This window comes from Pontibacter pudoricolor (assembly GCF_010092985.1).
In the GTDB taxonomy this organism is placed as follows: Bacteria; Bacteroidota; Bacteroidia; order Cytophagales; family Hymenobacteraceae; genus Pontibacter; species Pontibacter pudoricolor.
On sequence record NZ_CP048106.1, the window covers coordinates 852,935 to 876,708 of the forward strand.

Below are 23,774 nucleotides of genomic sequence, written 5' to 3' on the forward strand. Positions count from 1 at the left end.
GGATAATCTTTTCACGGGGATAAAGGCCTGTACCCAAAGTCATTGTGTGGTTTAGGCAGAATAAATGAAGTCAATAAAACAGGTTACGCATCGAGACAGTATTGCCGGCTTTGTGTTGGTGTAGCATATAGTAGTACGAATTAGCTACTAGTAGTACGAATTAGCTACCAGGAGATAGTATGCTGGCCTGAGAGTAGCGCTGGAAATTGCGTCTGTCATTCAGCCTGCATCTAATTTCCATTTCAGACCGACGTATTGCAGCTATGATTGGGAAATTGCTGAATATAAGCTAAGTTAAGATATGGATGTGAAGTTAGACAGGAGCAGGATTGGTTGACGGTAAAGCTAAGGAGAGGGGAAGGCTTTGACCAAAAAGCAATGCGGCCAATAAGATTTATAGTCAAACAGGCTAACGGAACGGAGTTTCCATAAACCCACCCTGAGCCTGGCACCGCATAACTAGTGTAGTAGAGGCGATATTGCAGGAGTTCCTTTGGGCTTGTTAACCGGTCCTACCCTATAAAAATCAGTAAGAAATTGGCTGTAAGTACAACTTTACATAAAACATGCGGTATATATGTATTGCAGTTTACTGCATTTCAACCCTCGCTACATGGCTCAAACCATGGGAATGACTACTACAAAACAAACTTAAACTGAAAGCTAAATTTACAATGGCTACTAAAAACGACAGCTCGAAAGGATCTCCTAAGTCTGGATCTTCTTCGTCAACTTCATCTAAAACTGGTGCAAACAAGTCAACTACTTCAAAAAGCTCTGGCGGCGCATCAGGTTCTTCTACTTCAGGCTCATCCTCTAAATCAGGAACATCCGGTTCTGCTGGAACTTCAGGTTCCGGTTCTTCAGGATCAAAGTCTGGAAGATAAGATTTGCCAATGGGGGCTGTAACATGCCCTACAGAAAAAGCTAACCTGTTTGCGGGTTAGTTTTTTTTGTGCTTCACCAAATTAACTATAAACCGTATTATTGGTATTACAAAATAACATTTACTACCTCTATGCAGGAAAACGAAGTACCCCGAAAGATCCTTTTTGTCATAAACCCTATTGCCGGCGATATAGATAAAGCTGACCTGGAAGAAGAGATAATAGTAATTTGCGAGGAGCACGGGATCAACTACATTTTCTATAAGACAACCGGAGATAAGGACGATGAAGTAATTAAAAGCCTTATCGAAAAAAACAAACCTGACGCTGTTTTTGCTGTTGGCGGTGATGGCACTGTAAATCATGTCGGAGCCCTGTTAATCGGCACGAGCACCCCCCTGGGTATAATTCCGCTTGGTTCAGGTAACGGCCTCTCCAAAGACCTGAATATACCGCAGGATACGGAAGAAGCTCTGGAACTGATCCACCGTCATGTTATCCGAAACATCGATACCTTAGATATTAACGGACAGCCTTCTATTCATTTATCTGATCTGGGGTTTAATGCGTTGGTCGTAAAACGTTTCAGCGATGGGGAGACGCGCGGACCGGGGGCCTACGCCTGGATCGCGATGCAGGAATTCCTGAGTTATGAGCCCAAATTTTATACGATTGAGACAGATAATGAGCGCTTTGAAGGGGAGGCTTTTATGGTAACTATAGCCAATGCTAATGCCTTCGGAAGCAATGCCAACATCAACCCCACAGGTATTTTAAACGACGGGCGGTTTGAGATCTGCCTGATTGAACGCTTCCCGAAAACGGCAGCCCTTGGCATCCTCTATAAATTATACACTAACAGCATTGATGATTCTGTTTATACCCGTAAACTGAGCTGTAGAAAGGCTGTTATCCATAACATCAATCATGAAGTGATGCATATTGATGGAGAGCCGGTAAATTTTGGCGAAGAGGTAAGAGTAACTATAAAACCAAAAAGCCTGAAGGTGATTCTTCCAGTTCCTGAATCTGCATAAAGGCTAAATCGGCTGTTGTTGCGGCACAACAATACTTTCCAGCTTTTTCCGGAATACAACCAGGTCGGTCGTATTATCTGCAGCAGACACAGGTGTTACGTGCACTTCGAGCCAGACTTCCCTGTTCCGGTAATAATTGAGTACTACGAAGCCGTGTTGCTCCAGGGTAAATGTTGCATTCCCACCTTTCTTAACGAACGATGTTTTGCTTCCCGATCCACTAACCAGGTAATGGTTGCCATGCTTCTCGAAATGCTGCAGGTTATGGTCGTGGCCGGCTACGTAGATAATATTCTGGTATCTGTTAAATATCTGTAACAGCCTTTTGCGCATGCGTTTGTACTTTTTATGCGACATATCTTCTGAGGCACCGAAAAACTTACGGTAGAACGGGTACAAGGATCCAAGTATGGGCAAGGGTATCAGGAAGCGTTTATGAGCAGCCGTAAGCGGAAACAGATGCTGTTTTATAGTAAACTTACCACCATGCAGGGCATTGCTGTATAACGGGTGATGAGCAGCAACTATAATCTGCTGATGTCTGTTTCTGCGGAGCAAATTGTTAAATGCAATATAAAATTCCTCAATATCGGAGTAAGGACAGTTATAGTTGCTGCCTAAAGGTTTTTCGCCGCGCTGCACCCACCACTGCGTATTAATTACTACCAGCAGCAGGCCATCAGCCAGTTGCAACGTTACCGGCCCCGGACAGCCATTTTGCGGTAGGTACGTTTCATTATCCTGTAGAGCCTCTGTTATGTAAGCTTGCTGGCGTAGCATGTATTGGTAGCCATCCGGGCGGCCTTTGTTCCAGTCGTGGTTGCCGCTGAGGAAGATGGGTTGCGTTTTATAATGCTGTAATTGCTGTAGTATCGTATTTAGTCTGTTCTCAGCCAAGGCACGGTGACGATGGCCCTCGGGCGGCAAACCGACAGGGTAAATGTTATCACCCAGAAAAACAGCAGTTCCGGCGCCAGTGTTAGCTTGCTGCCATCGTTCAAATATCCTTAACACAGGGTCAGACCCATCAGTGGCAACCGCGCCCACATCGCCAAGCAATGCCAGCGAGTAGCGTTTTTCAGCATCTGGTGGGAGTGGTGTTTGCCGCCAGCCAACATCTGCCAGTTTATAATATGGTTTGCGGCGGTACTTCCATTCCTGCCAGTAACTGAATAGCAGAAAAATTGCGAAAAGGGTTGGTATTATGATCAGGAAGTAAAGCAGCATTTAAAAATTTTAGGAGTTTAGGAGTTTGAAAGTTGGAAAGTTGGAAAGTTTGGATGTTGGAAAATGATTATTCATTCCTCATTATTCATTATTAAAACTCTGGCGGTGTGAGCGATTTAAAATGACCGTTAAGCTTTACGCGTTCTTTCAGGCGTTCGGTTTCCAAAACAATGGGCAAAATATTCTGCAGGTGTAGAAGTATAGCCTCCTGCCGGTCGCTTTCGCGTTGCATTTGCAGCAGGGCATATTCCTGTTCCAGGTTTAAACCCAGTTGGTGTGCAATTTCAAAGCTTGTAAAATCTTCTTTAAGATCCAATGACAAACTTTTAAGGCCAAGCGCATCGTATAATTGCTGCATGCAGGTTCTTATTTTAGTTTTGGTAATAATATCTTCATCGTTCTCGTAAGCTACCGCTTCCACCTCGCCTCCGGCATACAGCCTGCCCGGGGCCGTACGCTCGAATTTAATAACTTTAAATACCCGGATTCCTTTACTGCGGATATCTATTTCGCCGTTGTCGTATTTCTTTTCGATGCCCAGTATTTCTACCTCAGTGCCATATTGCCCTACGCCGTTCTGAATATACGTCGGGATACCGAAGTTTTTTTCGCTCATGATACAATCAAGTACCAGTTGCTTGTACCTCGGCTCAAAAATGTGCAGGTTCAGCTTTTCGCCGGGGTATACAACAATGTTCAACGGGAATAAGGGCATGTATACTGACATAATTAGCAACCGATCTGATTTATAGAAATATGTAAAGCGCCGTTCAAATTAAAACATACGTACGGCAACTATAAATCAGTTAAATACAGTGCAAATATTGGCTGAAAAAATGCTTTGAAAACTATACCTTTGCGCCCTTAACCGGAAGTACTTGTATGAGTAAAAAGCGTATTGGCCTGCGCCAGCTAAAATTGTTGTTTGTTAAGTTGGTGCTTAGCCTTTTTTTGCTGAGTGTTGCCTGGGTTTTGTTGTATAAGTGGGTGGACCCGCCTGCTACGCTCCACATGGTTAAGCGCCGCGCCGAAGCCGGGAAGGCAGATAAGAACGAACCAACTATAAAGCAAACTTCCGTTTCGTTGGATGAGATGTCTGACCAGTTGCCGCTTGCTGTTGTTGCTTCCGAAGACCAGTTGTTTCTGCAGCACAGTGGTTTTGATATGGATGCTATTATGGATGCCTTTAAGCGCAACCAGAAGGGCGGCAACATACGTGGGGGAAGTACGATTAGCCAGCAGGTAGCCAAGAATGTTTTTCTGTGGCATGGACGCAGCTATCTTCGTAAAGCCGTGGAGGCCTATTTTACCGTTTTGATCGAGCTGATCTGGGGCAAAGAACGGATTATGGAAGTGTACTTGAACATAGCTGAAATGGGCGATGGTGTATTTGGAGTAGAAGCTGCCAGCCAACTATATTTTAACAAACCTGCCAGAGACGTTGGTCGTCAACAGGCAGCATTGCTGGCAGCGGTTTTGCCTAACCCCATAAAATACAGTGCTAAAAACCCGAGCGGCTTTGTGTTGCGCAAACGTGGCCGCATTGCCCGTGCTATGGGCCGGTTAGGTGGCACTACATATATCAAAACTATACTTTCCGGATATGAAGAAACGAAATAGCCTTTTAGTACTAACTGTAGTTGGTTTACAGCTTATAGTTGCAGCTTGCCAGCCTGCAAAACCAGTTGCTGCAACGCAGCAGCAAACTATAGTTCAGGACCAAGCCATAGCGCAGGTAAAACAGGTATTAGCCGAACAGTCTGAGAAGTGGAGTGCCGGTGACCTGGAAGGGTACATGCAGGGCTACTGGAAATCGGATTCGTTATTGTTTGTTGGCAAGAGCGGCCTGACCTATGGCTGGCAGCAAACGCTTGACAACTATAAACGCGGCTACCCGGATGTTTCAGCAATGGGCAAGCTTACTTTTGACCTGAAAGAAGTACGACCTCTTTCTGCAGATAATATACTGGTAGTAGGCAAGTGGCACCTGCAACGTGAAGCCGCCAAAGGTAATTTAGAAGGCCATTTTTCGGTAATCTTTCAGCGCTTTGCCGATGGCTGGAAAATTATAGCTGACCATTCGAGTTAAACAAAATGTAGCGGAGATACAAAAGGTATAGTATACTATTTTCCTTTCTGCTCACTTTGTGAATGCTCAGACACCTATAGTTGAACCTATACATAGAGCAAAGCCGGTAAACTATAGTTTACCGGCTTTATAGTTTACTATCACTCTTCTAAACCAATACCCTCGCTTCAACAGGACTCTTCTTTTTAGCTAAAATTCTTGCCGCACAATCAGACGCAACTATAAGTCCGCCTGCCATCATAATAATATCTTTTAATACTAAACGCCCGGTACCCGATAAAAAAGGGAAGCCAAACCTTGGTGTCGGGAAATCGCCACCAAGGTTTGGAACATATACTTCGGGTGTAGTTACCAGGAATGACAGCGTTACCAGTGACATACCGAATGTTAAGAGCCCACCGATCAATCCTACTCTGGGAAACCAGATGCCAAGCAGCGTTAAGGTTCCTATTACTATAATTACCGAACCTAAGGCATAGGAGAACAGGTAGGTATTATTCTCTTTGTGCCAGTCAACATTTTTCTGAACAGTTTTGCCTTCCGGGTTTTTATACTGCTGGTACTCCGGTGCATCTTTACTATAGAAAAAAAACATCACAGGGCTATTTGCTACGAACGGTACAATACCGTCAGCCTCGTACTGAAATGCTTTTAATCCGCCAATCCAGGCCATTACTATAAAAATAGCGATGCGAATAAAATGTAAGAAATTTGACTGATGTATAACCAGTAAACTCAGTAGCTTTTCCATTTGCTGTTTTTACAACAAACTTAGGCTAATACACAAGGGTTAGAAATGGACAGAAAAGGGTAATCCATAGATTATCTCGCCACTATAGATATTCCGACATTCTCGCGGTAATGTAGGGGAGACAGGCCAACGCTCTTTTTAAAATAGCGGCTGAAATAAAATTCATCTTCAAAGCTGAGTTCGGCTGCTATTTCTTTTACTGATTTATGGGTGAGGTGCAGTAGTTTTTTAGCTTCTAAAATTACTCGCTCTTGTATGAGTTGAGTGGGCGTTTTTCCGGATTGCCTTTTAATGATCTTTCCGAAAGCATTGGTCGACAGGTGTGTCTTTGATGCGTAAAAGCCAGGGCTCCTTTCCTGTATATAATATTTTTCCAGCAGTTCCTGAAATTGAACCAACTCAGATAAAGCACCGCCATCCATGGTGTTAGTATCCAGATAAATACTTTTCTCTTTGCTGCACAAGGCCAGGATGAGTTGTAAATAAGCCTTCAGGATAGCTGAAGAGAAGGTACTGCCATCTTTTCTTTCGTGTTCAATTTTCTGAAAGAGAGCCGATATTTCTGTATAAATACTATAGCTGATGGTTATATGCTGGGCAAAGTAGATATTATTGAACAGTAGCCCGTTGCAAGCCACTTCCTTTTTATGATATTCGATACAGTAAAAATCCCCATGAAACTTCAGGCATTCTATAGCTGTATGTACAGGGCTTTTCCATTGAAAGTATTGATAAGGAGTAAGGAACAAAATGGTGTTACCGGTAAAAGCGTATTCCGTAAAATCAACTATAAAAGTGCCACTCCCTTTAAACAACAGTATCTGGTAAAATGCTGACTGAATGGGATGTTGAAAATCGGCACTTGATCTTGGCTGAACTTCTATTTCCTGATCTGTATCCATTATCTGAAACACCGGTTTACATTTGCATTAACAAACCTACGCAAACTATAGTTACTATGCGGCATTTGCAGGCATCCTGTAGCAGGGTGTGTTGTGCTTAGGTGATGATAACAGATCGATGTAAAGTTTGAGAAGGCAGTTCTCATAACTCTCGTGACGGAAGTCTTCTGCACTGTTCTTTAAGATTAAACGAACGGAGCAGAGGTAAATTTAGGGAGAAGGCCAACTATAGCAAAAGCCGGTAAACTATAGCTTTATAAGTTACCGGCTTTCAACTATAGATTTATACCAAAAATTTATTTATCTCCGGCGGCGTCTACTTTAACTTCTTTCTCCACCTCTTTAACTTCTTCAACAAAAATAAAGCCTTTGCTGGCAGCATGCTCTGCAGCTTCGGTAGTTTCCTTTACCAGCAACATTTCAACATCTCCTCCGCCTTTTTTAAGCTCATCGACAATGCCGATTACCTTACGGGTATGTTTTTCAATGTTCACGTCACGAATGTAAATGGCCATGATACGGCCCGGATGGTTCTTTACTACTTCGCTGTAGATGGCTGCATCCTGCTGCCCGCTATCGCCAATAAGTATAAAGTCCAGTTCGGGGTAGGTGATGAGGATGTTCTCGATCTCTTTGTACTTATGGCTCATGTGGTCGGAATGACCCAGTTTATCTTCATCAAAGCCGAAGTCGCGAAGCAGGAGCGGGCCTTGCGGTATTTCGTTCAGCTCCAGGAAATGGTAAAGCAGATCGTAGTTATTCCACGGGCTGCTGCTTACATAAAAGAACGGATTGTTGCGCTTGCCATTCCGGCCCAACTGCAGCGATTTGTAGAACTGCGAGACCCCATGAAACGGGATGCGGGTATGCGCGTTATTCAGCAATACATTTCGGCCACTCTCGAGCAGGCTGGTCGCACCTGTACGCATGATCGTATCGTCTATATCAGAAATTACACCATATTCGGCATCAGGCGGAGGCACCAGCACAAAGGCCGTGGCTTTTACTTCTTCTGTCAGTTCAACAGGAGCATCAATTAGCTTTAGTTCTATGGTGTGCCAGATATCCTGTAATTCGAGTGGTGTTTTAGGTTCCAGGTTCAGTACAAAGTAACCTTCCGCATCCGTGGTAATCTCATGGAACTGGTTGTTCAGGCAAAGCTGCACGCGTGCATTAGGTACTTCATCGGTTTCGAACCGGCGGTACATGTTCAGCAGGTTTTCCCAGAGCGTATCATTCTCTTCGGAGTGGCGGATTCCTTTATCTTTCAGTACGCGGCCTTTTACATACAGCCTGGTTGGAGTGCCGTAGCTGCGGTAAGGTACTATCTGCAGCTCCTGCATCATGTTCAGCTTACGCTTTAATTTAAACGTAAGCATGTCCACTTTTTCTTCTGCTTTCAGAATGGCTTTGGCGCCAGTTTGTTTCAGATTCTTCATAGTCAGGAGTATAAAAAAGCCTGCAGGTGTCTGCAGGCTTTTGGGTTATTATTTCAGGGCATTTTTTAATGCTGTAAAATCGTTATCAGGACCAGAGGTTACGCTGCAGCCTTCATCTTTTGCTTTCTGCTGAATGTTCTCTACGCGGTTTTCTGGGTTCGGGTGTGTGCTCAGGAATTCGGGAGGCGTGCCCTGCGCTGCTTCTTCGTTCATCTTTATAAAGAACCCGGCTGCTCCGTCGCAAGCATAATACTTGGTGCCACCCAGGTATTCTACAGAATAATTATCTGCTTCTGTTTCGGCATCGCGGCTAAATTTTAAGCCTGCCAGCGTACCCGAAAGCTGACCTGCAATCTCTTTTAATGCACTAGGGTTATTACCAAGAGCGATTGAAAGCAACAGGTTTATGCCATACTGGCGCTGCAGTTGCTTTACACTATGGCGATGATCAGCGTGAGCAATTTCGTGGGCGATTACACCGGCAAAATGGTCTTCTTCGCTCAGGTATTTTATCAGGCCTGTAAATACATAGATATGTCCGCCCGGAGTGGCAAAAGCGTTAAGTTGCTCATCGTCTTTAATAATTTTCACATCCCATGTAAATTCCTGGCGGTACTGTACTTCACCTGAATTCAGAACACGGTTCACAATGCGGTCCATGTAGGTATATGCCTGCTGGTTAGCGGCGTTTCGTTCAAGTAATTTGCCTTGCGCTTTGTAAGTAGAATCTACCTGGTGAGCTACCTGGTTACCCAGGTTTACATCGTCTTCAATCGAGAACAGCACAACACCATCGTCGCCGCAACTATAAAGGGTAAAGGTACTGGCAATAGCCAGGCCAAGGGTAAGTAAAGATTTTTTAAGCTTCATGTATAATATGTTTGTTGTATATAGTGCAAACGCACTACAAAGTCTGTGCCTTAAAAACGCAGACGTAGCCCCTTTACGCATACGCTAGTGTAAGAGGTTGCAAAAAAATATAGTAGGGCACCTAAACTATAGTGCAAAAAAAAGCCCCTGAGGTTATCAGGGGCTTTCCAGTGTGTAGTATGGCTTATTTTACGGATGATGTCCCTACCGGGTTACCATTGGCATCAAGCTCAACTATTTCGTAATTCAGTTTCTGAAGTTCTGCCATTACTGTTTTTTTGTCACCAACAACTACAATGTGCATATTGTCGGCAGGCAGGTGCTTCGATGCTAAAGCATCTATCTCTTTCTTGGTAATATTGTTCAGGATAGAAGTCTGCTTGTTCACGTAATCCTTCTTCAGATCATATTCAATGATACGACCCAGGAAGCCGGCTTTCTGACCTGGTGTTTCATACTTACGGGCATCAGACTGGCCGATAGAGTTCTTCATGAACTGTAGCTCTGCTTCTGTAATTCCTTTAGTTCTGAAATCGTTGATCTCCTTCATGAATTCAACAACTGAAGCGGCAGTTGCGTCGGCACGCACACCTGCCATTGCAGTGAACGGACCTGCATATTTGGTGCCTGCATAATTTGAACGAGCACCATACGTATACCCTTTATCTTCGCGCAGGTTAAGGTTGATGCGGCTGTTAAAGGCTCCACCCAAAGCAAAGTTCATCAGGTTTGTTTTATAGTATTCGCCGGTTGCATCGTAAGGCATAGCTACGTAACCAATACGGATCTCAGATTGTGCTGCGCCTGGCTTATCTACAAAGTAAATCTTTGTTTTAGCAATAGCAGGTGCTTTTACATCAGCAGGCATAGTTACCTTTTTCTTTTCCCACTTTTTAAGGAAGTCAAGTTTGCCAAGTATATCTTTTTCTGATATATCGCCCACCACAACCAAATTAGAAACAGAAGGAGAGAAGCTTGCTTTGTAGAACTGCTTCACATCGTCCAGCGTGATGCTGTTTACTGTTTCAGCAGTACCAGAAGTAGAGATAGCCTCGATGTGACCTTCGCCGTAAAGCAGTTTATAGTATACATTGTTAGCAATTGCTGTTGGCTGTGTAGACTGGTTAGCTATACCTTCCAATTGCTGCTTCTTCAGACGATCGAAATCATCCTGCGCAAACTTCGGACGGAACATACGCTCTTCTAACAGCGCAAGTGTCTTATCCAGGTTTTTCTTCAGGGACTGAACAATAACGTAAGTATCTTCAGAACCTGAACCTATACGGATAGAGCTACCCAGTTTGTCAAGCTCGCTGCTGAATTCTTCTGAGGTATAGTTCTCGGTGTCCTCGTTCAGCATGGAAGCTGTAAGCGACGCGATACCAGCTTTACCCGGGTTTGTAGCAGATAGTCTGTGACCGCCCTGTATCGTTAACTGTAGCGTTACCGTCGGGATCTCATCAGATTTAGTACCGATTACTTCCAGTCCGTTCTTGAACTTGGTAGTATAGTAGTTAGGAACCGTAACGGCAGTTGCCTGGCCTGCAGTAGGGCGCTTGGTTCTGTCAAAAGAGTCAACCGCTTTTGTATACTTCAGGTTACCGTACTCCTGGGCCATTGCTACCGATTTTTTGGTATCAACGGTATAGTTGTCTGCTTTTGCGATAAGGTCTGATTTACCTTTAGGCACTACGCTCAGAATTACGGCTGGTTTACCTTTAATGTACTGGTTATAAACGCGGTTTACATCTTCTTTGGTAACAGCCTGAATGCGGCGCAGCGCTTCCTGGATATAGTTCGGGTTATTCTCAAACGTCTCGAAAGATGCCAGCTGCGATACTTTACCGCTCACGCTCGCCAGTCGGTTGATCAGGCTTGATTCTGCTGAAGCTTTGTAACGCTGCAGGTCATCTTCAGTAACACCACGGGTTTCGAACTCAGCAATTGATTTGCGTACAAGTGCTTCAGAAGCTGCCAGGTTATTGTTCGGGAATGCCATCACAGTAATACCAAACTCACCGGCTAACTCAGAGGTAGAATTAGAAGCAGAGGCCTGTAATGCTTTCTGCTCTTTTACCATGTTTTTATAGAAGATAGAGTTTTTACCCTGTCCGATGATCTCAGCTAAAACATCCAGCGCAGCCTCGTCTTTGTGACCTGACTCAGGCGTAGGGAACGTCATGCGCAGCATCGGGAAACGCACGTTATCTTCGTAAGAAATGTAACGGTCTTTCTCCAGTTTAGCTACCATTGGCTTCATATCCTCAACAGCTGGGCCGGCAGGAATTGAACCAAAATATTTCTCAACCAGCTTTACTACATCGGCAGGTTTTACATCGCCACCTACAGTTATAGTTGCGTTGTTCGGGCCGTACCATCTAAGGAAGAAGTTCTTCAGGTCGTTTACGTTTACACGGTTCAGGTCTTCCAGGTAACCTATCGTTGTCCAGGAGTAAGGGTGACCGTAGTCGTAAAGGTTTTTAGAAGTCAGTTCATATACTAAACCGTACGGGCGGTTATCGTAGTTCTGGCCACGCTCGTTCTTTACAGTTTCGCGCTGTACTTCAAATTTCTTCTGGGTAACAGCATCCAGCAGAAAGCCCATGCGATCAGCTTCCAGCCAAAGCGCTGTCTCTAACTGGTTGCTTGGTACCGTTTCGAAGTAGTTAGTTCTGTCGCGGTTGGTTGTACCGTTCAGCGTACCACCAGCATCCGAAACGATCTTGAAGTGTTCTTCATCGGCTACGTTATCAGAGCCCTGGAACATCATATGCTCAAAAAAGTGCGCAAAGCCGGATTTTCCAACTTCTTCGCGGGCCGAGCCGACGTGGTAGGTAACATCCACATGTACCACAGGGTCAGAGTGGTCTTCGTGCACGATCAGGGTAAGACCGTTGGATAGTTTATACTTCTCGTAAGGAATAACCAGCTCGTCGCCTTTTTTGGTTACTTTTTCTACGAGCTTAGTTTGTGCATCGGCAGCGCCTATAACGCTGGCTGTCAGAACAATGCTCAAGCCAATTTTCTGTAGCATATAGTTAGATTAATTTGTGATTATTAGCTTTGACTAATATAGGTATTTCAGGTTTAATCTGCTACAGCAAACTAGACCAATGCCTACTTTGTATCGACCAATACCTGTTTGGCAAACATGACTGAAACCGTGAGGGTTAAAAGCGAGATGATAAGCATGGCGGTAGTTAGCAGAAAAGCCATACCTGCTGTTTCTGTGGTAGTTGCGTTTCCGCTTTCCTGCACCATGTTCAGCAACCGGATAAAGTAAGTGCCTGCGCGCCAGCCCAGCAGTAAGGTTAGCAAACCGGCTTCAGCGGCACCAACTATAAAGGCCCAGCGTTTGCCGCGCTTTAAAAAATGGCCCGCCGTGAGGGCTATAAATCCGCCTATGCCCCCTGTTATAAGCGCCGTATTGGCTTGCTCGCCGGCAATGTCAACAGCTACTGCGCCACACCCGATCAGGAAAGCACCGTAAAAAGCATACAGGTAAGATATATTTTTATGCATGGTTGGTAAAGATTATAGTTAGCGTCTGCAAATTAACAGCTGTAGCGCAAAGTATAGCATAAACTATAGTTAACTGCTACAACTTTTAGATTTAACTATAGTATGAAGTGCAGGTAATGAACGATTGATGGCAAAGAAGAACGAGATACACGAGCTGCACGGTGACCCGGCCAAGTCGGCTGAAAAAGCAGGATTGCGATATACAAGCGATGAAAAATCGGGCATAACCCGGAAAAAAGCAGGCAAAGGATACCAGTTCCTAAACGCCAAAGGCGAGCGAATTACCGATGAGAAGGTACTGGAACGAATTAATAAACTCGTAATACCACCAGCCTGGACCGATGTCTGGATCTGCCCGCTGGCTAAAGGACATTTGCAGGCGACCGGCCGGGATGCCAAAGGGCGCAAACAATACCTCTACCACCCGGAGTGGCAAAAAGCCCGTAACAACACCAAGTTTGGCAGAATGCTTTCGTTCGGAAAAGCGTTGCCCAAACTGCGCGAGCAAATCAAAAAAGACATCCAATCAAAACACCTGGACCGCAGAAAAGTAACTGCCCTGGTTTTGGCTATTATGGACAACGCTATGATCCGGATAGGGAACAGGCAGTATGCTAAATCCAACGACTCTTATGGGCTTACCACCATGCGCGACCGCCATGTGAAGATAAACGGAAGCCAGGTGAAATTTACGTTCCGGGGCAAGAAAGGAGTGGAGCATGACATTGACCTGAAAGACCGCCGGCTGGCACAGCTTGTAAAAAAGTGCAAGGATATTCCTGGGTATGATCTGTTCCAGTATTACGACGAGAATGGCGAACGACAGGTTTTGGAATCCGGAGACGTGAATGAGTACCTGCGCGAAGCCACAGCCCAACCGTTTACAGCTAAAGACATTCGAACCTGGGGCGGCTCGGTGCGCATGGTAAAATGTCTGGAAAACGTTCTGGAAGTAAACCCGGAATTAGAGAAGGAAAAAGCTATTAAGGAAGCTGTAAAAGATGTAGCCAAAGGCCTTGGAAACACGCCCAGCGTGTGCAGTAAATATTACATCCATCCAGAAGTAGTAAACCTGTTCAGAGAAGATAAATTACTGAACTACCTGCGTACTCACGATGCTAGTAAATCCAAAAGTGAATACCTCTCTGGTACAGAAGAATTAGTGCTTAAAATGCTGCAGAAAGTGCGATAGGGAATTGTAATTTATTTTTTGAACATCTAATTAGTGCCCTCGCTCGCGTCCTGCGAGTATAAGATACAAGCGAATTCTGGCCGCGTTAAGCTATAGTTGACGTTTCATACCGCAAGTTTAGCTGCAGCGTAACTTGTGGTTAGGATTGGCAGCCAGTTTGCAACTGGCTTTGCTTAAAAGAAGAGAGCCTATAGTCAAACTATAGGCTCTCTTCTTTTGATCTTTTTCGCTGTTCCGGACATCTTTGTCCGGAACTATACCTGAAGCGGATTTCCTAATCCGCGTTGCCCGCAATTTGGGGATTAGGAAATCCCCGGCAGAGTGCTTTCGGACTAAGAAATCCGAAAGAGCATCCGGTAAAACCGTTATTTTATTCTAAACTATGGTTTTAAGGTGGCGCGGCCAGATTCCACTTAAAAGCTCACACTCGCGGGACGCGAGCGAGGGAGAAATTCAACTTTCTAACTTCCCAACTCTCAACCTTGCTGCTCCGCAGCATCAGTTTCCTTCCCGGTCGTATGCGTGGACCCGTACGTCACGGGTGGTGCGGTCTTTTGCTTCGGTTCCGAAATCAATTTCATTGCCGCGTTCAGTATCATAGATCTCTGTCATTTTTTTCCTGCCTTTTACAGTAGATCTGTCTGTGATCTCATCTTCCCCAAGGCCGCCGTAAATTTTTACCGGAATCGCATCGTTTACATTGCCTTCCACTATAATTGTATCTTCTCCGGCGAGTCCGTGTAATGTGATGAGCTTGGTTTCTGAGGTATAAAATACGCGGTGGTATAGTTGGCGTTCAGGCGCCATAGTTGTCTGAGGCCGGTTTATAGTTACTTCGGTACTGGTATCATCCAGCCGTTTTACTATAAATTCTTCTTCCATATCAGAGCCGGCTATAGTTACTTCCCTGGCCAGAATTTCATACATTTTCTGAGCAGCTTCAGGTAACATATTCCGCCGGTTTTTCAGCTTATCAGTTATTTCTTTCCCTATAAGTTTGTAGACAGGGGGAGGCAGATCTTCAACTGCTTCTTCAATCACTTTATCAGTTAGGTCCTGTTGCACTTCTCCGGCGATGCGTTGCCAGTCGTCTGCAGTAAGTTCGTTCAGAAGCCGTTCGTCTATAAATGTGGCATTTATAGTCAGCGCTTTTACATCCGTAAATTTATGGTTGAACGTCTGCAGTTTGCGGGCTAAAAATTTACTGGTCGCAATAAAGGGAACAACGCCGTCATCCATCTTCAGAAAAACCTGGTCGCGGTCTTTCGGAATAGGCTCGAAAAAGATTTCAGGTCCCTGCTTCACTATAGCCCAGTCCCATTGGCCTTTGTGCCGGTCCCAGTCACCCACTAACAGATCCAGCAGGCGTGCCCGGGCAAACGCTTCCTGTTTAAAGTGGTGTGTGTTGGTATTAAAGCGAAGTTTCAATACATCTTCCGAATCATCAAAACCAGCCACATGGTGCATATGTGGTTTTCTATCTGCAACTGATTTGTATTTTTCTTCCAACAGGAAGAGCTTGCCCTGTGCCAGGTGGCTGTATTGTCCAAAACTGGAGTCATTTTTAGCTACATAGTATAGTTTAGGGTTTGTGTGGTAAACACCTGCTGCTTCGGCCAGTTTAGGAATGATCAGAGCACCATACGGGTTGGCTGCGGAAGTCTGGTCTCGGAGAATGTTGGTTACAAATGTGGGTTTCCAGAAATCGTAGAGTACTTCAACGGGATCTTTATCGATTGAGCGCAACGCATACTTCCTGCCAAGCGAATCTACCAGCTCAAAACTCAGGCTCTGGTAGCCACCACCTTTTTCAGAAAAGGTGAGTCCGCCCTGTATTTTTTTCATATCAAAAACAGGCACTTTTACTGGCTCTGACCATAGTTCGCGGTAATGCTCTCCCCAGAAAAAACGGTGTAGCAAGCCACGCTTATAATGCCGCCCTGCTGTTACCCAAACGCTGTCAGCAGGAGCAGCTCTGGCAATGCGTGCATCCTCCTGGAAAAAGTCATCATCGGCGCATCCGCTCAGTAAAAATCCAAGCGAAACTATAGTTGCCAGCTGCTTAATCCGGAGGTGCATGCCTGCTGCTTAGTTACTGTACTGTTTGTAGTATTGTATCAGGTTTGTGGTTGATGCGTCGTGTTCTGCCTGCTTATCGCTGAGCAGTTCTTTCTCTATGCTGGTAGCCAGTTGCTTGCCCAGTTCCACACCCCACTGATCGAAACTATAGATGTTCCAGATAACGCCCTGCACAAAGGTTTTATGCTCGTACATGGCCAGCAAAGCGCCCAGGTTATACGGTGTTAGCTGGCGCAGCATGATGCTTGTCGTTGGTTTATTTCCTTTGAAAAGCTTGTGCGGCAACAGGTTCTCCAGGTCTTCTGAATTCATGTTTTTCTGCTCCAGTTCGGCTCTTACTTCTTCCTTGTTCTTGCCGCGCATCAGGGCTTCGGTCTGGGCAAAATAGTTTGACATGAGTAATGCCTGGTGCTCGCCTACAGGGTTGTTGCTTACCGCTGCTGCAATAAAATCACACGGTATAAGTATGGTACCCTGGTGTATGAGCTGGAAGAAAGAATGCTGGCTATTGGTACCTGCTGCTCCCCAGATGACAGGCTGCGTTTGATAAGTTACTTGTTCGCCATTACGGTCAGTGCTTTTGCCATTACTTTCCATTAAAAGCTGTTGCAAAAACTCCGGAAGCAGGCGCATGTACTGGTCATAAGGTAGAATGGCATGCGTCTGGCAATTAAAGAAGTTCGTATACCAGATGCTCAGCATGGCCATCAACACAGGCACATTTTGTCGTAAAGGGGTCTGTCTGAAATGTTTGTCCATGACTTCGGCACCACGCAACAATTCCTCGAAACGGTTATACCCAACAGCACAGGCAATAGATAACCCAATAGCAGACCACAACGAGAATCGGCCGCCTACCCAATCCCAGAAACGGAAAATGTTTTCAGGTGCAATTCCAAATTTTTCGACCTCTGCAGTGTTGGTAGAAAGTGCCACAAAGTGTTTGCTCACGTGTGCCTGGTCTTTTGCATGTTCCAGGAACCAGTTGCGGGCTGTGTGGGCGTTACTTATAGTTTCTTTGGTGGTAAATGTCTTAGAGGCGATGATGAAAAGCGTGGTTTCCGGGTCCAGTTTTTTCAGTACTTCGGCTGCATCGGTGCCATCTACATTCGAAATAAAATGTACTTCCAGGTCAGGCTGCTGGTAGCTTTTTAAAGCTTCGCAAACCATCTGAGGCCCAAGGTGCGAACCGCCAATACCGATATTCACAATGTGCCTGAATGTTTTGCCGGTAAAGCCTTTCAGTGTACCATTATGGATATTGTCACAGAAAGTCTTCATTTGCTGCTGCACCTGGCGCACATCCTCCAGAATGTTTTCACCGTCCAGCAGGAGCTCAGTATCACTGAAGTTTCGTAAAGCTGTATGTAGCACCGCGCGGTCCTCGGTCACGTTTATCTTCTCTCCGTTAAACATGCTCTCAATGGCAGCTGATAACTCCATTTCTTCTGCCAGGTTTACCAATAGCTCCAGCGTTTCGTCAGTTATCCTGTTCTTAGACAGGTCAAACAGAAAGTCCTCGAACTTCAGCGATAATTTCTGGTAACGTTCAGGGTCATTTGAAAAAAGATCGCGGAGTGTTTGAGGTTTAATATGGCTGTAGTGCGCCTGCAGTTTTTGCCAGGCATTGGTAGTAACGGGTGATATATTTTTAAGCATAGAAAATGAGGTGTCAGTGAGCTGTTAAACACTTGGCTCAACTACTCTGTTTTTATACTATAAGTTACGATTAAAGCCAAGGTTTAATTTACAGAACAGGGCCGTATAGTTTACCGTTGTTGCAAAGTACCGTATGAGAATAGATATGACAAGTAATGTTAGTGCATAAAACTAAGAACAAGAAACTAAAAAGCTATGAAACAAAACGAGAAAAACAATAAGACCGGAAACTCAGGTAAAAAACAAACCCTGCGGGAAGATGAAGGACAACGTCTTCCGCCACAACCAAAAGCGCATGGTGTTGGGGGAGCCCATAGTAACACAAGACCTGAACAAGGCCCTGATATTCCGCCGCATGAGCGCACAGAGGGTATTCCCTAGAACCATAGTTTAACTTTAGTCACAGCAGCTTTTGAGTTTTACTATAGTTGGGGAGATTAGATTTTACTGAGCTATAGTCTGCACCAAGTTATAAATGAAGCCGGAGTAATAGTTCCAGGTTTATCTTTCATGGCCAACTAGCAGTAGTATGATGCGCTAAGAAAGATAAACCTGGAACCTAAGTCCTATGCTTTTCTGTAACCGCACAGAAGTTAAAATGGTAGTATATGAGAACCATTCAACATGATTGGCACTGGACCTGACTATAGATAGAACTACCAAAGCTGGAGTATTTAAACAACAAGATCCTTACCTGATCATCCGGGTTCTCTTATCTTCCAAATAAACTATGACAAATATTTCTCGCACAGAAATACAGAAACGCGAAGCATCTGAACTACCCTCTGTTAGTAACCATCTGAGTAAACTACTAGAAAATAAAAAACCGGCTGTTTTTCTGGACTACGACGGCTGCCTGACGCCCATTGTTAAACAACCCGAAATGGCAGTGCTGAGTCCTGATATGCGGGATGTTTTGGCAAAACTGGCAGCGGTTTGCCCGGTAGCTATAGTTAGCGGCCGCGACCGGCAAAATGTACAGCAACTGGTACAATTGGATAACCTTTATTATGCAGGCTCCCATGGTTTCGATATTTCTGGTCCGGATGGTATGCACTCTGAACCGGGAGGAGCAGCCGAAATTTTGCCCATCCTGGATGCAGTAGATAAAATACTGAAAGATGAATTGAAAGAAGTGCATGGTGCTTTAGTGGAGCGAAAGCGGTACGCTATTGCCGTGCATTTCAGAAATGTTGCCGACGAACAGGTAACTATAGTTGAGCAGGTCGTTGATGCCGTTTTGAGCCGTTTTCCGCAGTTAAAGAAAGGGCTGGGTAAAAAGATTTACGAACTAAAGCCAAACCTTGCCTGGCATAAGGGTGAAGCAGTGCTATGGTTGTTGGATACCTTACACCTGAACAAGCCAGAAGTAGTGCCGATCTATATCGGTGATGATATTACGGATGAAGATGCTTTTGCCTCGCTACAGGAAATTGGAGTAGGAATATTGGTTGGCGCCCACGAAAATAAAACCGCTGCCAGCTATAGTTTACAAGATGTGGAAGAGGTAAAGGTTTTTCTGCAGAAACTGACAGAACTGGTAAAAAGTGATCAGGAAGCTTAACTATAGTTTGTAACAATAGTGCTGCCAATTAAATAAAAAAGGTGAAGCCGAAGCCTCGCCTTTTTATTCTGAACCTGTTTAGAGTTTTCGGGAAATTGATGTAAGATGCCCTTGCTGCGTGTTTTCACCAGTGAGTACTTGTTGGTAAAAGTATAGTTGTTGGTGAAAACACCAACAATGGCAGGTGGTAATGCTATAGGAGGAAACTCTAAACAGCTTCTTTACTAAAGTATAGTTTCTAAACGTTTCTGTTCAAGCAATTCAGGTCTTCGAAAGCCTCTTTGAGACGGGCAATGAAATTCTCTTCACCTTTTCGCAGCCAGACTCTCGGGTCGTAATATTTCTTATTTGGAGCGTCCTTGCCTTCTGGGTTGCCAAGCTGTGCCTGCAGGTAATCTTTTTTGCCTTCGTAGTAATTCTTCACGCCGTCCCAGAATGCCCACTGCATATCCGTATCAATGTTCATCTTGATAACACCATAGCCAATGGCCTCCGAAATTTTAGCTTTCTCGGAGCCGGAGCCACCATGGAAAACAAAGTTTACAGGGTTAGTACCTGTGCTGTATTTCTGTTGGATATAATGCTGTGAGTTTTTCAGAATCTCAGGACGAAGCTCTACGTTTCCCGGCTTATACACGCCATGTACATTACCAAAAGCCGCAGCAATGGTAAAGCGATTACTTATTTTTTTCAGTTCTTCGTAAGCATATGCCACTTCTTCGGGTTGGGTATATAAACGTGAGCTGTCCACGCCTGTATTGTCCACGCCATCTTCTTCGCCGCCTGTTACGCCTAACTCAATTTCTACCGTCATTCCAATTTTATCCATACGCTGCAGGTAGCTGGCGCAGGTTTCTACGTTCTCTTTTATCTCTTCTTCCGACAGGTCGAGCATGTGCGAACTATAGAGTGGCTTGCCATTTTGTGCATAATATTTTTCACCGGCATCCAGGAGGCCATCTATCCACGGAAGCAGTTTTTTTGCTGCGTGGTCGGTGTGTAGGATTACCGGAACACCGTATGCTTCGGCCAGAAGGTGCACGTGTTGCGCTCCAGAAACAGCGCCGGCAATGGCAGCTTTCTGGTTGTCATTATCTAACCCTTTACCGGCAAAGAACTGGGCACCGCCATGCGAGAATTGTATAATAACCGGTGAGTTTACCGCTTTGGCCGTTTCCAGAACCGCGTTTACCGAATTTGTGCCGATCACATTAACCGCCGGCAAGGCAAACTTATTTTCGTTGGCATAACGGAATAATTCGTTTACCTCATCGCCAAACAAAACACCTGGTCTGAATCTTTTTTCCATGAGTTCTAAGTATTTAAAAGGGAGATCTTGCTCTGAATCAATAATTAACGAGAATAAAGAAATTAAAGTCAGAAAGCTTTGGAGTTAGGGATAGAGTTAGAAGGTTAGAAAGTTGGGAAGTTAGAAAGTTTATTGTTTTTAGAACAGATAGAAAAAGCCTGTCGCTTTGGGTAAGGACAGGCTCTGATCTTTAAGATTGTGTAAGGATAAAATTACTTCTTTAACTCCCAAACTCCCAACCTAGTCAAAGATTATCACCTTGTCTTTGTGCTTGCTGCGCATGTGGTTGCGGATTATCTGTTGCACGTCTTTGTTGTCGTTATAGCGGGTAATGGCACCTTTAAAATCTTCGAGAGAGCTGGCTGAGAATGTCTCATCTACAAAACCGAAACCGAGGTATGAGCCGTGCTCCACTACAACTATAGTTCGCTCACCGGGTTCACGTCCTTTGCTTGTTATTACAAAGCTGTTGTGCTCGTAGGTGATAGAGTCTATTGCTGCATTTACGCGCATGTTATAGGTTTCTGGTTTTTCTTTGCCAATACAGGCACCGTTGCACTGGTGCACCTGGTAATCAAAACAGGCGCCACTGGTTTTATAGAGGTCGCACAGTTTCTGGCAGAGGTTAAACTTACTGACTTTATGGTACAGAAAGCCCTTGGCCTTATAATGGTTCGATAGCGCGATGAGCGGTGTCATGCTCACATTATCCGCTTTGTTAATGCTGCCATACGTCAGTCGTTTATAGCCCTTCTCGTCTTCGTGCACAAATATGCCGGTGTTAAACACGCTGCGGCGTTGCTGACGGTTATAAAACGGTTTCATACGCTTTATCTCCGCCGACTCAAACAGCAGTGCCACCAGTTCGTTGCCCATCAGCTCATAAGTTATGTCAGCAATGTTATTCTTAAAGTCTAACGATTTGCGGCTCTTGTAATCAATGTTAAAGTGCTGTATGATGCGCTTTTTGATGTTGATGCTTTTGCCAACATAGATCACTTCACCGGCTTCGTTGTGGAAATAATATACCCCCGGAACCATAGGCAGATTATCTACCTGCTCTTTGCTGATGTTGGGCGGCAGCAATGATGTTTTGATCTCCTGCTTCAGCATCTGCGACGTGCTTTCGGCAGCCATGTGCATGTTGCCATCCACCACAGGGCGGTTAATCTTGATCAGTTTATCAAAAAGCACCGCAGTTGCTTCGGCATCTCCAATGGCACGGTGGCGCTGCTTCAGGTCTATGTCTATGCTTTTGCAGAGCTTCCCCAAACTATAGGATGGCAATCCCGGAATTAGGGCACGGCTCAGGCGCACAGTGCAAAGTGTTTTTCGCTGAAAGGTATAGCCCAGGTCGGCAAATTCTTTTTTGATGAAAGAGTAGTCGAAGCGTACGTTATGTGCTACAAACACTTTGCCTTCCGTAAATTCCACAATCTCTTTGGCTACTTCGTAAAACTTAGGCGCATCCTGCACCATCTCGTCTGAAATGCCTGTTAACTGGGTTATAAAATAGGGGATAGGCCGCTGCGGATTTATGAGCGTGTTATATTTATCCACGACCTTTTGTCCGTCATGTATAAAAATTGCGATCTCGGTTATCTTGTCCTGAGCAGGCTGTCCGCCTGTTGTCTCAATGTCAATTATAGCGTACAAATGACTCGGATTTAGGTCTGTTTCGTTGGTAGTGCCGGCAGGTGCAGGCAGCTCTTCTTTTAAACCAATTTTTTTAGTAATCCGTTTCAAATTGTAATTCTAACTATAAAGTCTGCAAATTTGATTAGCACCGGCCGCAACTATAATTGCTTAAGCGGCTTTGTTCTGGTCATCGTTATCCCTGCGTTTGCCACGCCCTAACCCGTTCCAGATCTCCATAAACCAGTTTGTGACTTTTGCATGTTTTTTAGGAGCTACATCGTCTACATCCGCTAACAGAAATCCGAAGGGCTTCAGCGGTTCATAGGCATCGAATATAACCTTCATTATCGCAATAAGGGGGATGGATAGAATCATACCGGAAGCGCCCCAGATCTCTCCGCCGACAAGTAGCGCAACTATAGCCGCAAACGGGTTGATGCTAACTTTAGATCCGACTATAAGAGGCGTTATAAAATTACCTTCCAGGAACTGAACGAACATGAAAACAAACACTACCAGCACAGCATCGATTAGATGGCCTGTAGCAGCCAGGGTAAACAGTGCAGGCAACAAAGCTCCAATTAGGATACCGATATAAGGAATGATAGTAAGAATAGAAGCGAAAATGCCAAAGAAAATAGCGTATTTTACGCCCAGAAGAAGCAAACCGGCTGAGTTCAGCAACGATACGATCACGATTACGATCATCAGCCCTGAAATATAGCTCTGCACTACTTGCTGTATGTTGGTTACTGTCTGAATAATGCTGCTGCGGCGGTCTTTTGCTACAAACTGAAACATGAACTGCTGCAGGTGGTCGCGGTAATAAAGCAGGCAGAAAACAAAAATCGGAACTATAGTAAAGGCCGCGATTGCGCCTGTGGTCATGGAAATAGTATTCCCCAGGAAAGTAGTGGCGATATCCTGTAAGCTACCAATGGCATTACGCACCAGATCACTTCTGTTGGAGGGTACAATCCCGAACTTGTTGAACAGGAAAAGCTGCACCTTATCTACCAGGTCACCTACATTGTTACCAATTGTATCAAGCTCTGATGTAAGGCTTAATACTTGCACCGAGATAAACCAGAGGATCATACCAAGTACTGCCACCACCAGCACAAGGCTCAATAATATGGCGAACGGACGGGGTATCTTTACTTTTTTCTCCAGGTCATGCACCAGCGGCAACAAAAGCATGGCAAATAACACGGCAAAGGCAAAAGGCACCAGCACCGACTTAAACAGTTGCATAAGCCAGATGAGCAGGATGATACCAAGGATGATGATGGTATATTTTAAATAGGGAGGTAATTTTATTTCCATTCGGCAGATTATAAAGCTAGTACGCCTTAAGCATATTTAGTATTCTTGCAGGCTACTAATATACAAATTTTAGTATATATTTATGCTAAAAATATTAGTTAATTTATTCTTTTAAAAACATCGGTTTTTATGAACTGTAAGCTCGGAATTATAGTTGTATATTCTATAGTATAAGCAGTAACTACTTACATTAATAAGTAAAAACTAAAAATTTTAGTAATTATTTTCATTAATTTGCGGAGCGGCAGTTGCAGGAACTAATATTGCATCTTGTCTCTTATAT

Annotated in this window: 20 protein-coding genes; 7 read left to right on the forward strand and 13 right to left on the reverse strand. The window is 44.6% G+C overall.

Features of this window, described 5'->3' with window-relative positions:
• Positions 1–674: 674 nt before the first annotated feature.
• Together GSQ66_RS03715 and GSQ66_RS03720 are read left to right on the forward strand one after the other, a co-directional pair.
• On the forward strand, positions 675–887 hold the full coding sequence (locus GSQ66_RS03715) for a hypothetical protein (protein ID WP_162426228.1): 213 nt from the start codon (positions 675–677) through the stop codon (positions 885–887).
• A gap of 131 nt (positions 888–1,018) precedes the next feature.
• Positions 1,019–1,924 (forward strand): diacylglycerol/lipid kinase family protein, encoded by a 906-nt coding sequence (locus GSQ66_RS03720; RefSeq protein WP_162426229.1) that lies wholly within the window; start codon positions 1,019–1,021, stop codon positions 1,922–1,924.
• A gap of 3 nt (positions 1,925–1,927) precedes the next feature.
• Here GSQ66_RS03720 and GSQ66_RS03725 read toward each other — a convergent pair whose 3' ends face one another.
• Together GSQ66_RS03725 and GSQ66_RS03730 are read right to left on the reverse strand one after the other, a co-directional pair.
• On the reverse strand, positions 1,928–3,151 hold the full coding sequence (locus tag GSQ66_RS03725) for a metallophosphoesterase (protein WP_162426230.1): 1,224 nt from the start codon (positions 3,149–3,151) through the stop codon (positions 1,928–1,930).
• A 91-nt stretch (positions 3,152–3,242) separates the two neighbouring features.
• Positions 3,243–3,866, reverse strand: a complete 624-nt coding sequence (locus GSQ66_RS03730) for an LON peptidase substrate-binding domain-containing protein (protein WP_238395796.1) — start codon at positions 3,864–3,866, stop codon at positions 3,243–3,245.
• 167 nt (positions 3,867–4,033) lie between these two features.
• Between GSQ66_RS03730 and mtgA the strand changes: the two genes are divergently transcribed.
• Entirely contained in the window at positions 4,034–4,771 is a 738-nt protein-coding gene (mtgA, locus tag GSQ66_RS03735) for a monofunctional biosynthetic peptidoglycan transglycosylase (protein WP_162426232.1), read from the forward strand.
• On the forward strand, positions 4,755–5,240 hold the full coding sequence (locus tag GSQ66_RS03740) for a YybH family protein (protein WP_162426233.1): 486 nt from the start codon (positions 4,755–4,757) through the stop codon (positions 5,238–5,240). The genes mtgA and GSQ66_RS03740 overlap by 17 nt, the downstream gene beginning before the upstream one ends.
• Before the next feature lie 148 nt (positions 5,241–5,388).
• Here GSQ66_RS03740 and GSQ66_RS03745 read toward each other — a convergent pair whose 3' ends face one another.
• The 6 genes from GSQ66_RS03745 to GSQ66_RS03770 form a co-directional block, all read right to left on the reverse strand.
• Entirely contained in the window at positions 5,389–5,991 is a 603-nt protein-coding gene (locus GSQ66_RS03745) for a DUF417 family protein (protein ID WP_162426234.1), read from the reverse strand.
• Positions 5,992–6,062: 71 nt separating this feature from the next.
• Entirely contained in the window at positions 6,063–6,893 is an 831-nt protein-coding gene (locus tag GSQ66_RS03750; protein WP_162426235.1) for a helix-turn-helix domain-containing protein, read from the reverse strand.
• Between the two features lie 296 nt (positions 6,894–7,189).
• Positions 7,190–8,332 (reverse strand): App1 family protein, encoded by a 1,143-nt coding sequence (locus GSQ66_RS03755; protein ID WP_162426236.1) that lies wholly within the window; start codon positions 8,330–8,332, stop codon positions 7,190–7,192.
• Positions 8,333–8,380: 48 nt separating this feature from the next.
• Positions 8,381–9,202 carry a M48 family metalloprotease gene (locus GSQ66_RS03760; protein WP_162426237.1) on the reverse strand — a complete coding sequence of 274 codons (822 nt, stop codon included), beginning with the start codon at positions 9,200–9,202 and terminating at the stop codon, positions 8,381–8,383.
• A 184-nt stretch (positions 9,203–9,386) separates the two neighbouring features.
• On the reverse strand, positions 9,387–12,236 hold the full coding sequence (locus GSQ66_RS03765) for a M16 family metallopeptidase (protein WP_162426238.1): 2,850 nt from the start codon (positions 12,234–12,236) through the stop codon (positions 9,387–9,389).
• A gap of 83 nt (positions 12,237–12,319) precedes the next feature.
• Positions 12,320–12,724 carry a hypothetical protein gene (locus GSQ66_RS03770; protein WP_162426239.1) on the reverse strand — a complete coding sequence of 135 codons (405 nt, stop codon included), beginning with the start codon at positions 12,722–12,724 and terminating at the stop codon, positions 12,320–12,322.
• Between the two features lie 127 nt (positions 12,725–12,851).
• Between GSQ66_RS03770 and GSQ66_RS03775 the strand changes: the two genes are divergently transcribed.
• The gene (locus tag GSQ66_RS03775) at positions 12,852–13,916 is read left to right on the forward strand and encodes a DNA topoisomerase IB (RefSeq protein WP_162426240.1); all 1,065 of its coding nucleotides are present in this window, start codon (positions 12,852–12,854) and stop codon (positions 13,914–13,916) included.
• A gap of 498 nt (positions 13,917–14,414) precedes the next feature.
• On the opposite strand, the gene GSQ66_RS03780 is transcribed toward GSQ66_RS03775, so the two are convergent.
• The gene (locus GSQ66_RS03780) at positions 14,415–15,995 is read right to left on the reverse strand and encodes a hypothetical protein (RefSeq protein WP_162426241.1); all 1,581 of its coding nucleotides are present in this window, start codon (positions 15,993–15,995) and stop codon (positions 14,415–14,417) included.
• 9 nt (positions 15,996–16,004) lie between these two features.
• On the reverse strand, positions 16,005–17,654 hold the full coding sequence (gene pgi / locus GSQ66_RS03785; RefSeq protein WP_162426242.1) for a glucose-6-phosphate isomerase: 1,650 nt from the start codon (positions 17,652–17,654) through the stop codon (positions 16,005–16,007).
• Between the two features lie 195 nt (positions 17,655–17,849).
• Between pgi and GSQ66_RS03790 the strand changes: the two genes are divergently transcribed.
• Positions 17,850–18,035, forward strand: coding sequence for a hypothetical protein (locus tag GSQ66_RS03790; RefSeq protein WP_162426243.1), 186 nt, complete (start codon positions 17,850–17,852; stop codon positions 18,033–18,035).
• A 349-nt stretch (positions 18,036–18,384) separates the two neighbouring features.
• Complete coding sequence (gene otsB, locus GSQ66_RS03795) at positions 18,385–19,218, forward strand: trehalose-phosphatase (protein WP_162426244.1); 834 nt, start codon at positions 18,385–18,387, stop codon at positions 19,216–19,218.
• 238 nt (positions 19,219–19,456) lie between these two features.
• On the opposite strand, the gene fbaA is transcribed toward otsB, so the two are convergent.
• The 3 genes from fbaA to GSQ66_RS03810 all read right to left on the reverse strand — a co-directional run bounded on the left by fbaA (position 19,457) and on the right by GSQ66_RS03810 (position 23,491).
• Positions 19,457–20,527 (reverse strand): class II fructose-bisphosphate aldolase, encoded by a 1,071-nt coding sequence (fbaA, locus tag GSQ66_RS03800; protein ID WP_162426245.1) that lies wholly within the window; start codon positions 20,525–20,527, stop codon positions 19,457–19,459.
• A 240-nt stretch (positions 20,528–20,767) separates the two neighbouring features.
• The gene (locus GSQ66_RS03805) at positions 20,768–22,273 is read right to left on the reverse strand and encodes an exonuclease domain-containing protein (protein WP_238395797.1); all 1,506 of its coding nucleotides are present in this window, start codon (positions 22,271–22,273) and stop codon (positions 20,768–20,770) included.
• Positions 22,274–22,333: 60 nt separating this feature from the next.
• Complete coding sequence (locus tag GSQ66_RS03810) at positions 22,334–23,491, reverse strand: AI-2E family transporter (protein ID WP_162426246.1); 1,158 nt, start codon at positions 23,489–23,491, stop codon at positions 22,334–22,336.
• Positions 23,492–23,774 lie beyond the last annotated feature (283 nt).

Coding starts and splice junctions, on each gene's coding strand:
- GSQ66_RS03715 (WP_162426228.1), top strand. CDS start 675: ATGGCTACTAAAAACGACAGCTCGAAAGGATCTCCTAAGTCTGGATCT.
- GSQ66_RS03720 (WP_162426229.1), top strand. CDS start 1,019: ATGCAGGAAAACGAAGTACCCCGAAAGATCCTTTTTGTCATAAACCCT.
- GSQ66_RS03725 (WP_162426230.1), bottom strand. CDS start 3,151: ATGCTGCTTTACTTCCTGATCATAATACCAACCCTTTTCGCAATTTTT.
- GSQ66_RS03730 (WP_238395796.1), bottom strand. CDS start 3,866: ATGCCCTTATTCCCGTTGAACATTGTTGTATACCCCGGCGAAAAGCTG.
- mtgA (WP_162426232.1), top strand. CDS start 4,034: ATGAGTAAAAAGCGTATTGGCCTGCGCCAGCTAAAATTGTTGTTTGTT.
- GSQ66_RS03740 (WP_162426233.1), top strand. CDS start 4,755: ATGAAGAAACGAAATAGCCTTTTAGTACTAACTGTAGTTGGTTTACAG.
- GSQ66_RS03745 (WP_162426234.1), bottom strand. CDS start 5,991: ATGGAAAAGCTACTGAGTTTACTGGTTATACATCAGTCAAATTTCTTA.
- GSQ66_RS03750 (WP_162426235.1), bottom strand. CDS start 6,893: ATGGATACAGATCAGGAAATAGAAGTTCAGCCAAGATCAAGTGCCGAT.
- GSQ66_RS03755 (WP_162426236.1), bottom strand. CDS start 8,332: ATGAAGAATCTGAAACAAACTGGCGCCAAAGCCATTCTGAAAGCAGAA.
- GSQ66_RS03760 (WP_162426237.1), bottom strand. CDS start 9,202: ATGAAGCTTAAAAAATCTTTACTTACCCTTGGCCTGGCTATTGCCAGT.
- GSQ66_RS03765 (WP_162426238.1), bottom strand. CDS start 12,236: ATGCTACAGAAAATTGGCTTGAGCATTGTTCTGACAGCCAGCGTTATA.
- GSQ66_RS03770 (WP_162426239.1), bottom strand. CDS start 12,724: ATGCATAAAAATATATCTTACCTGTATGCTTTTTACGGTGCTTTCCTG.
- GSQ66_RS03775 (WP_162426240.1), top strand. CDS start 12,852: ATGGCAAAGAAGAACGAGATACACGAGCTGCACGGTGACCCGGCCAAG.
- GSQ66_RS03780 (WP_162426241.1), bottom strand. CDS start 15,995: ATGCACCTCCGGATTAAGCAGCTGGCAACTATAGTTTCGCTTGGATTT.
- pgi (WP_162426242.1), bottom strand. CDS start 17,654: ATGCTTAAAAATATATCACCCGTTACTACCAATGCCTGGCAAAAACTG.
- GSQ66_RS03790 (WP_162426243.1), top strand. CDS start 17,850: ATGAAACAAAACGAGAAAAACAATAAGACCGGAAACTCAGGTAAAAAA.
- otsB (WP_162426244.1), top strand. CDS start 18,385: ATGACAAATATTTCTCGCACAGAAATACAGAAACGCGAAGCATCTGAA.
- fbaA (WP_162426245.1), bottom strand. CDS start 20,527: ATGGAAAAAAGATTCAGACCAGGTGTTTTGTTTGGCGATGAGGTAAAC.
- GSQ66_RS03810 (WP_162426246.1), bottom strand. CDS start 23,491: ATGGAAATAAAATTACCTCCCTATTTAAAATATACCATCATCATCCTT.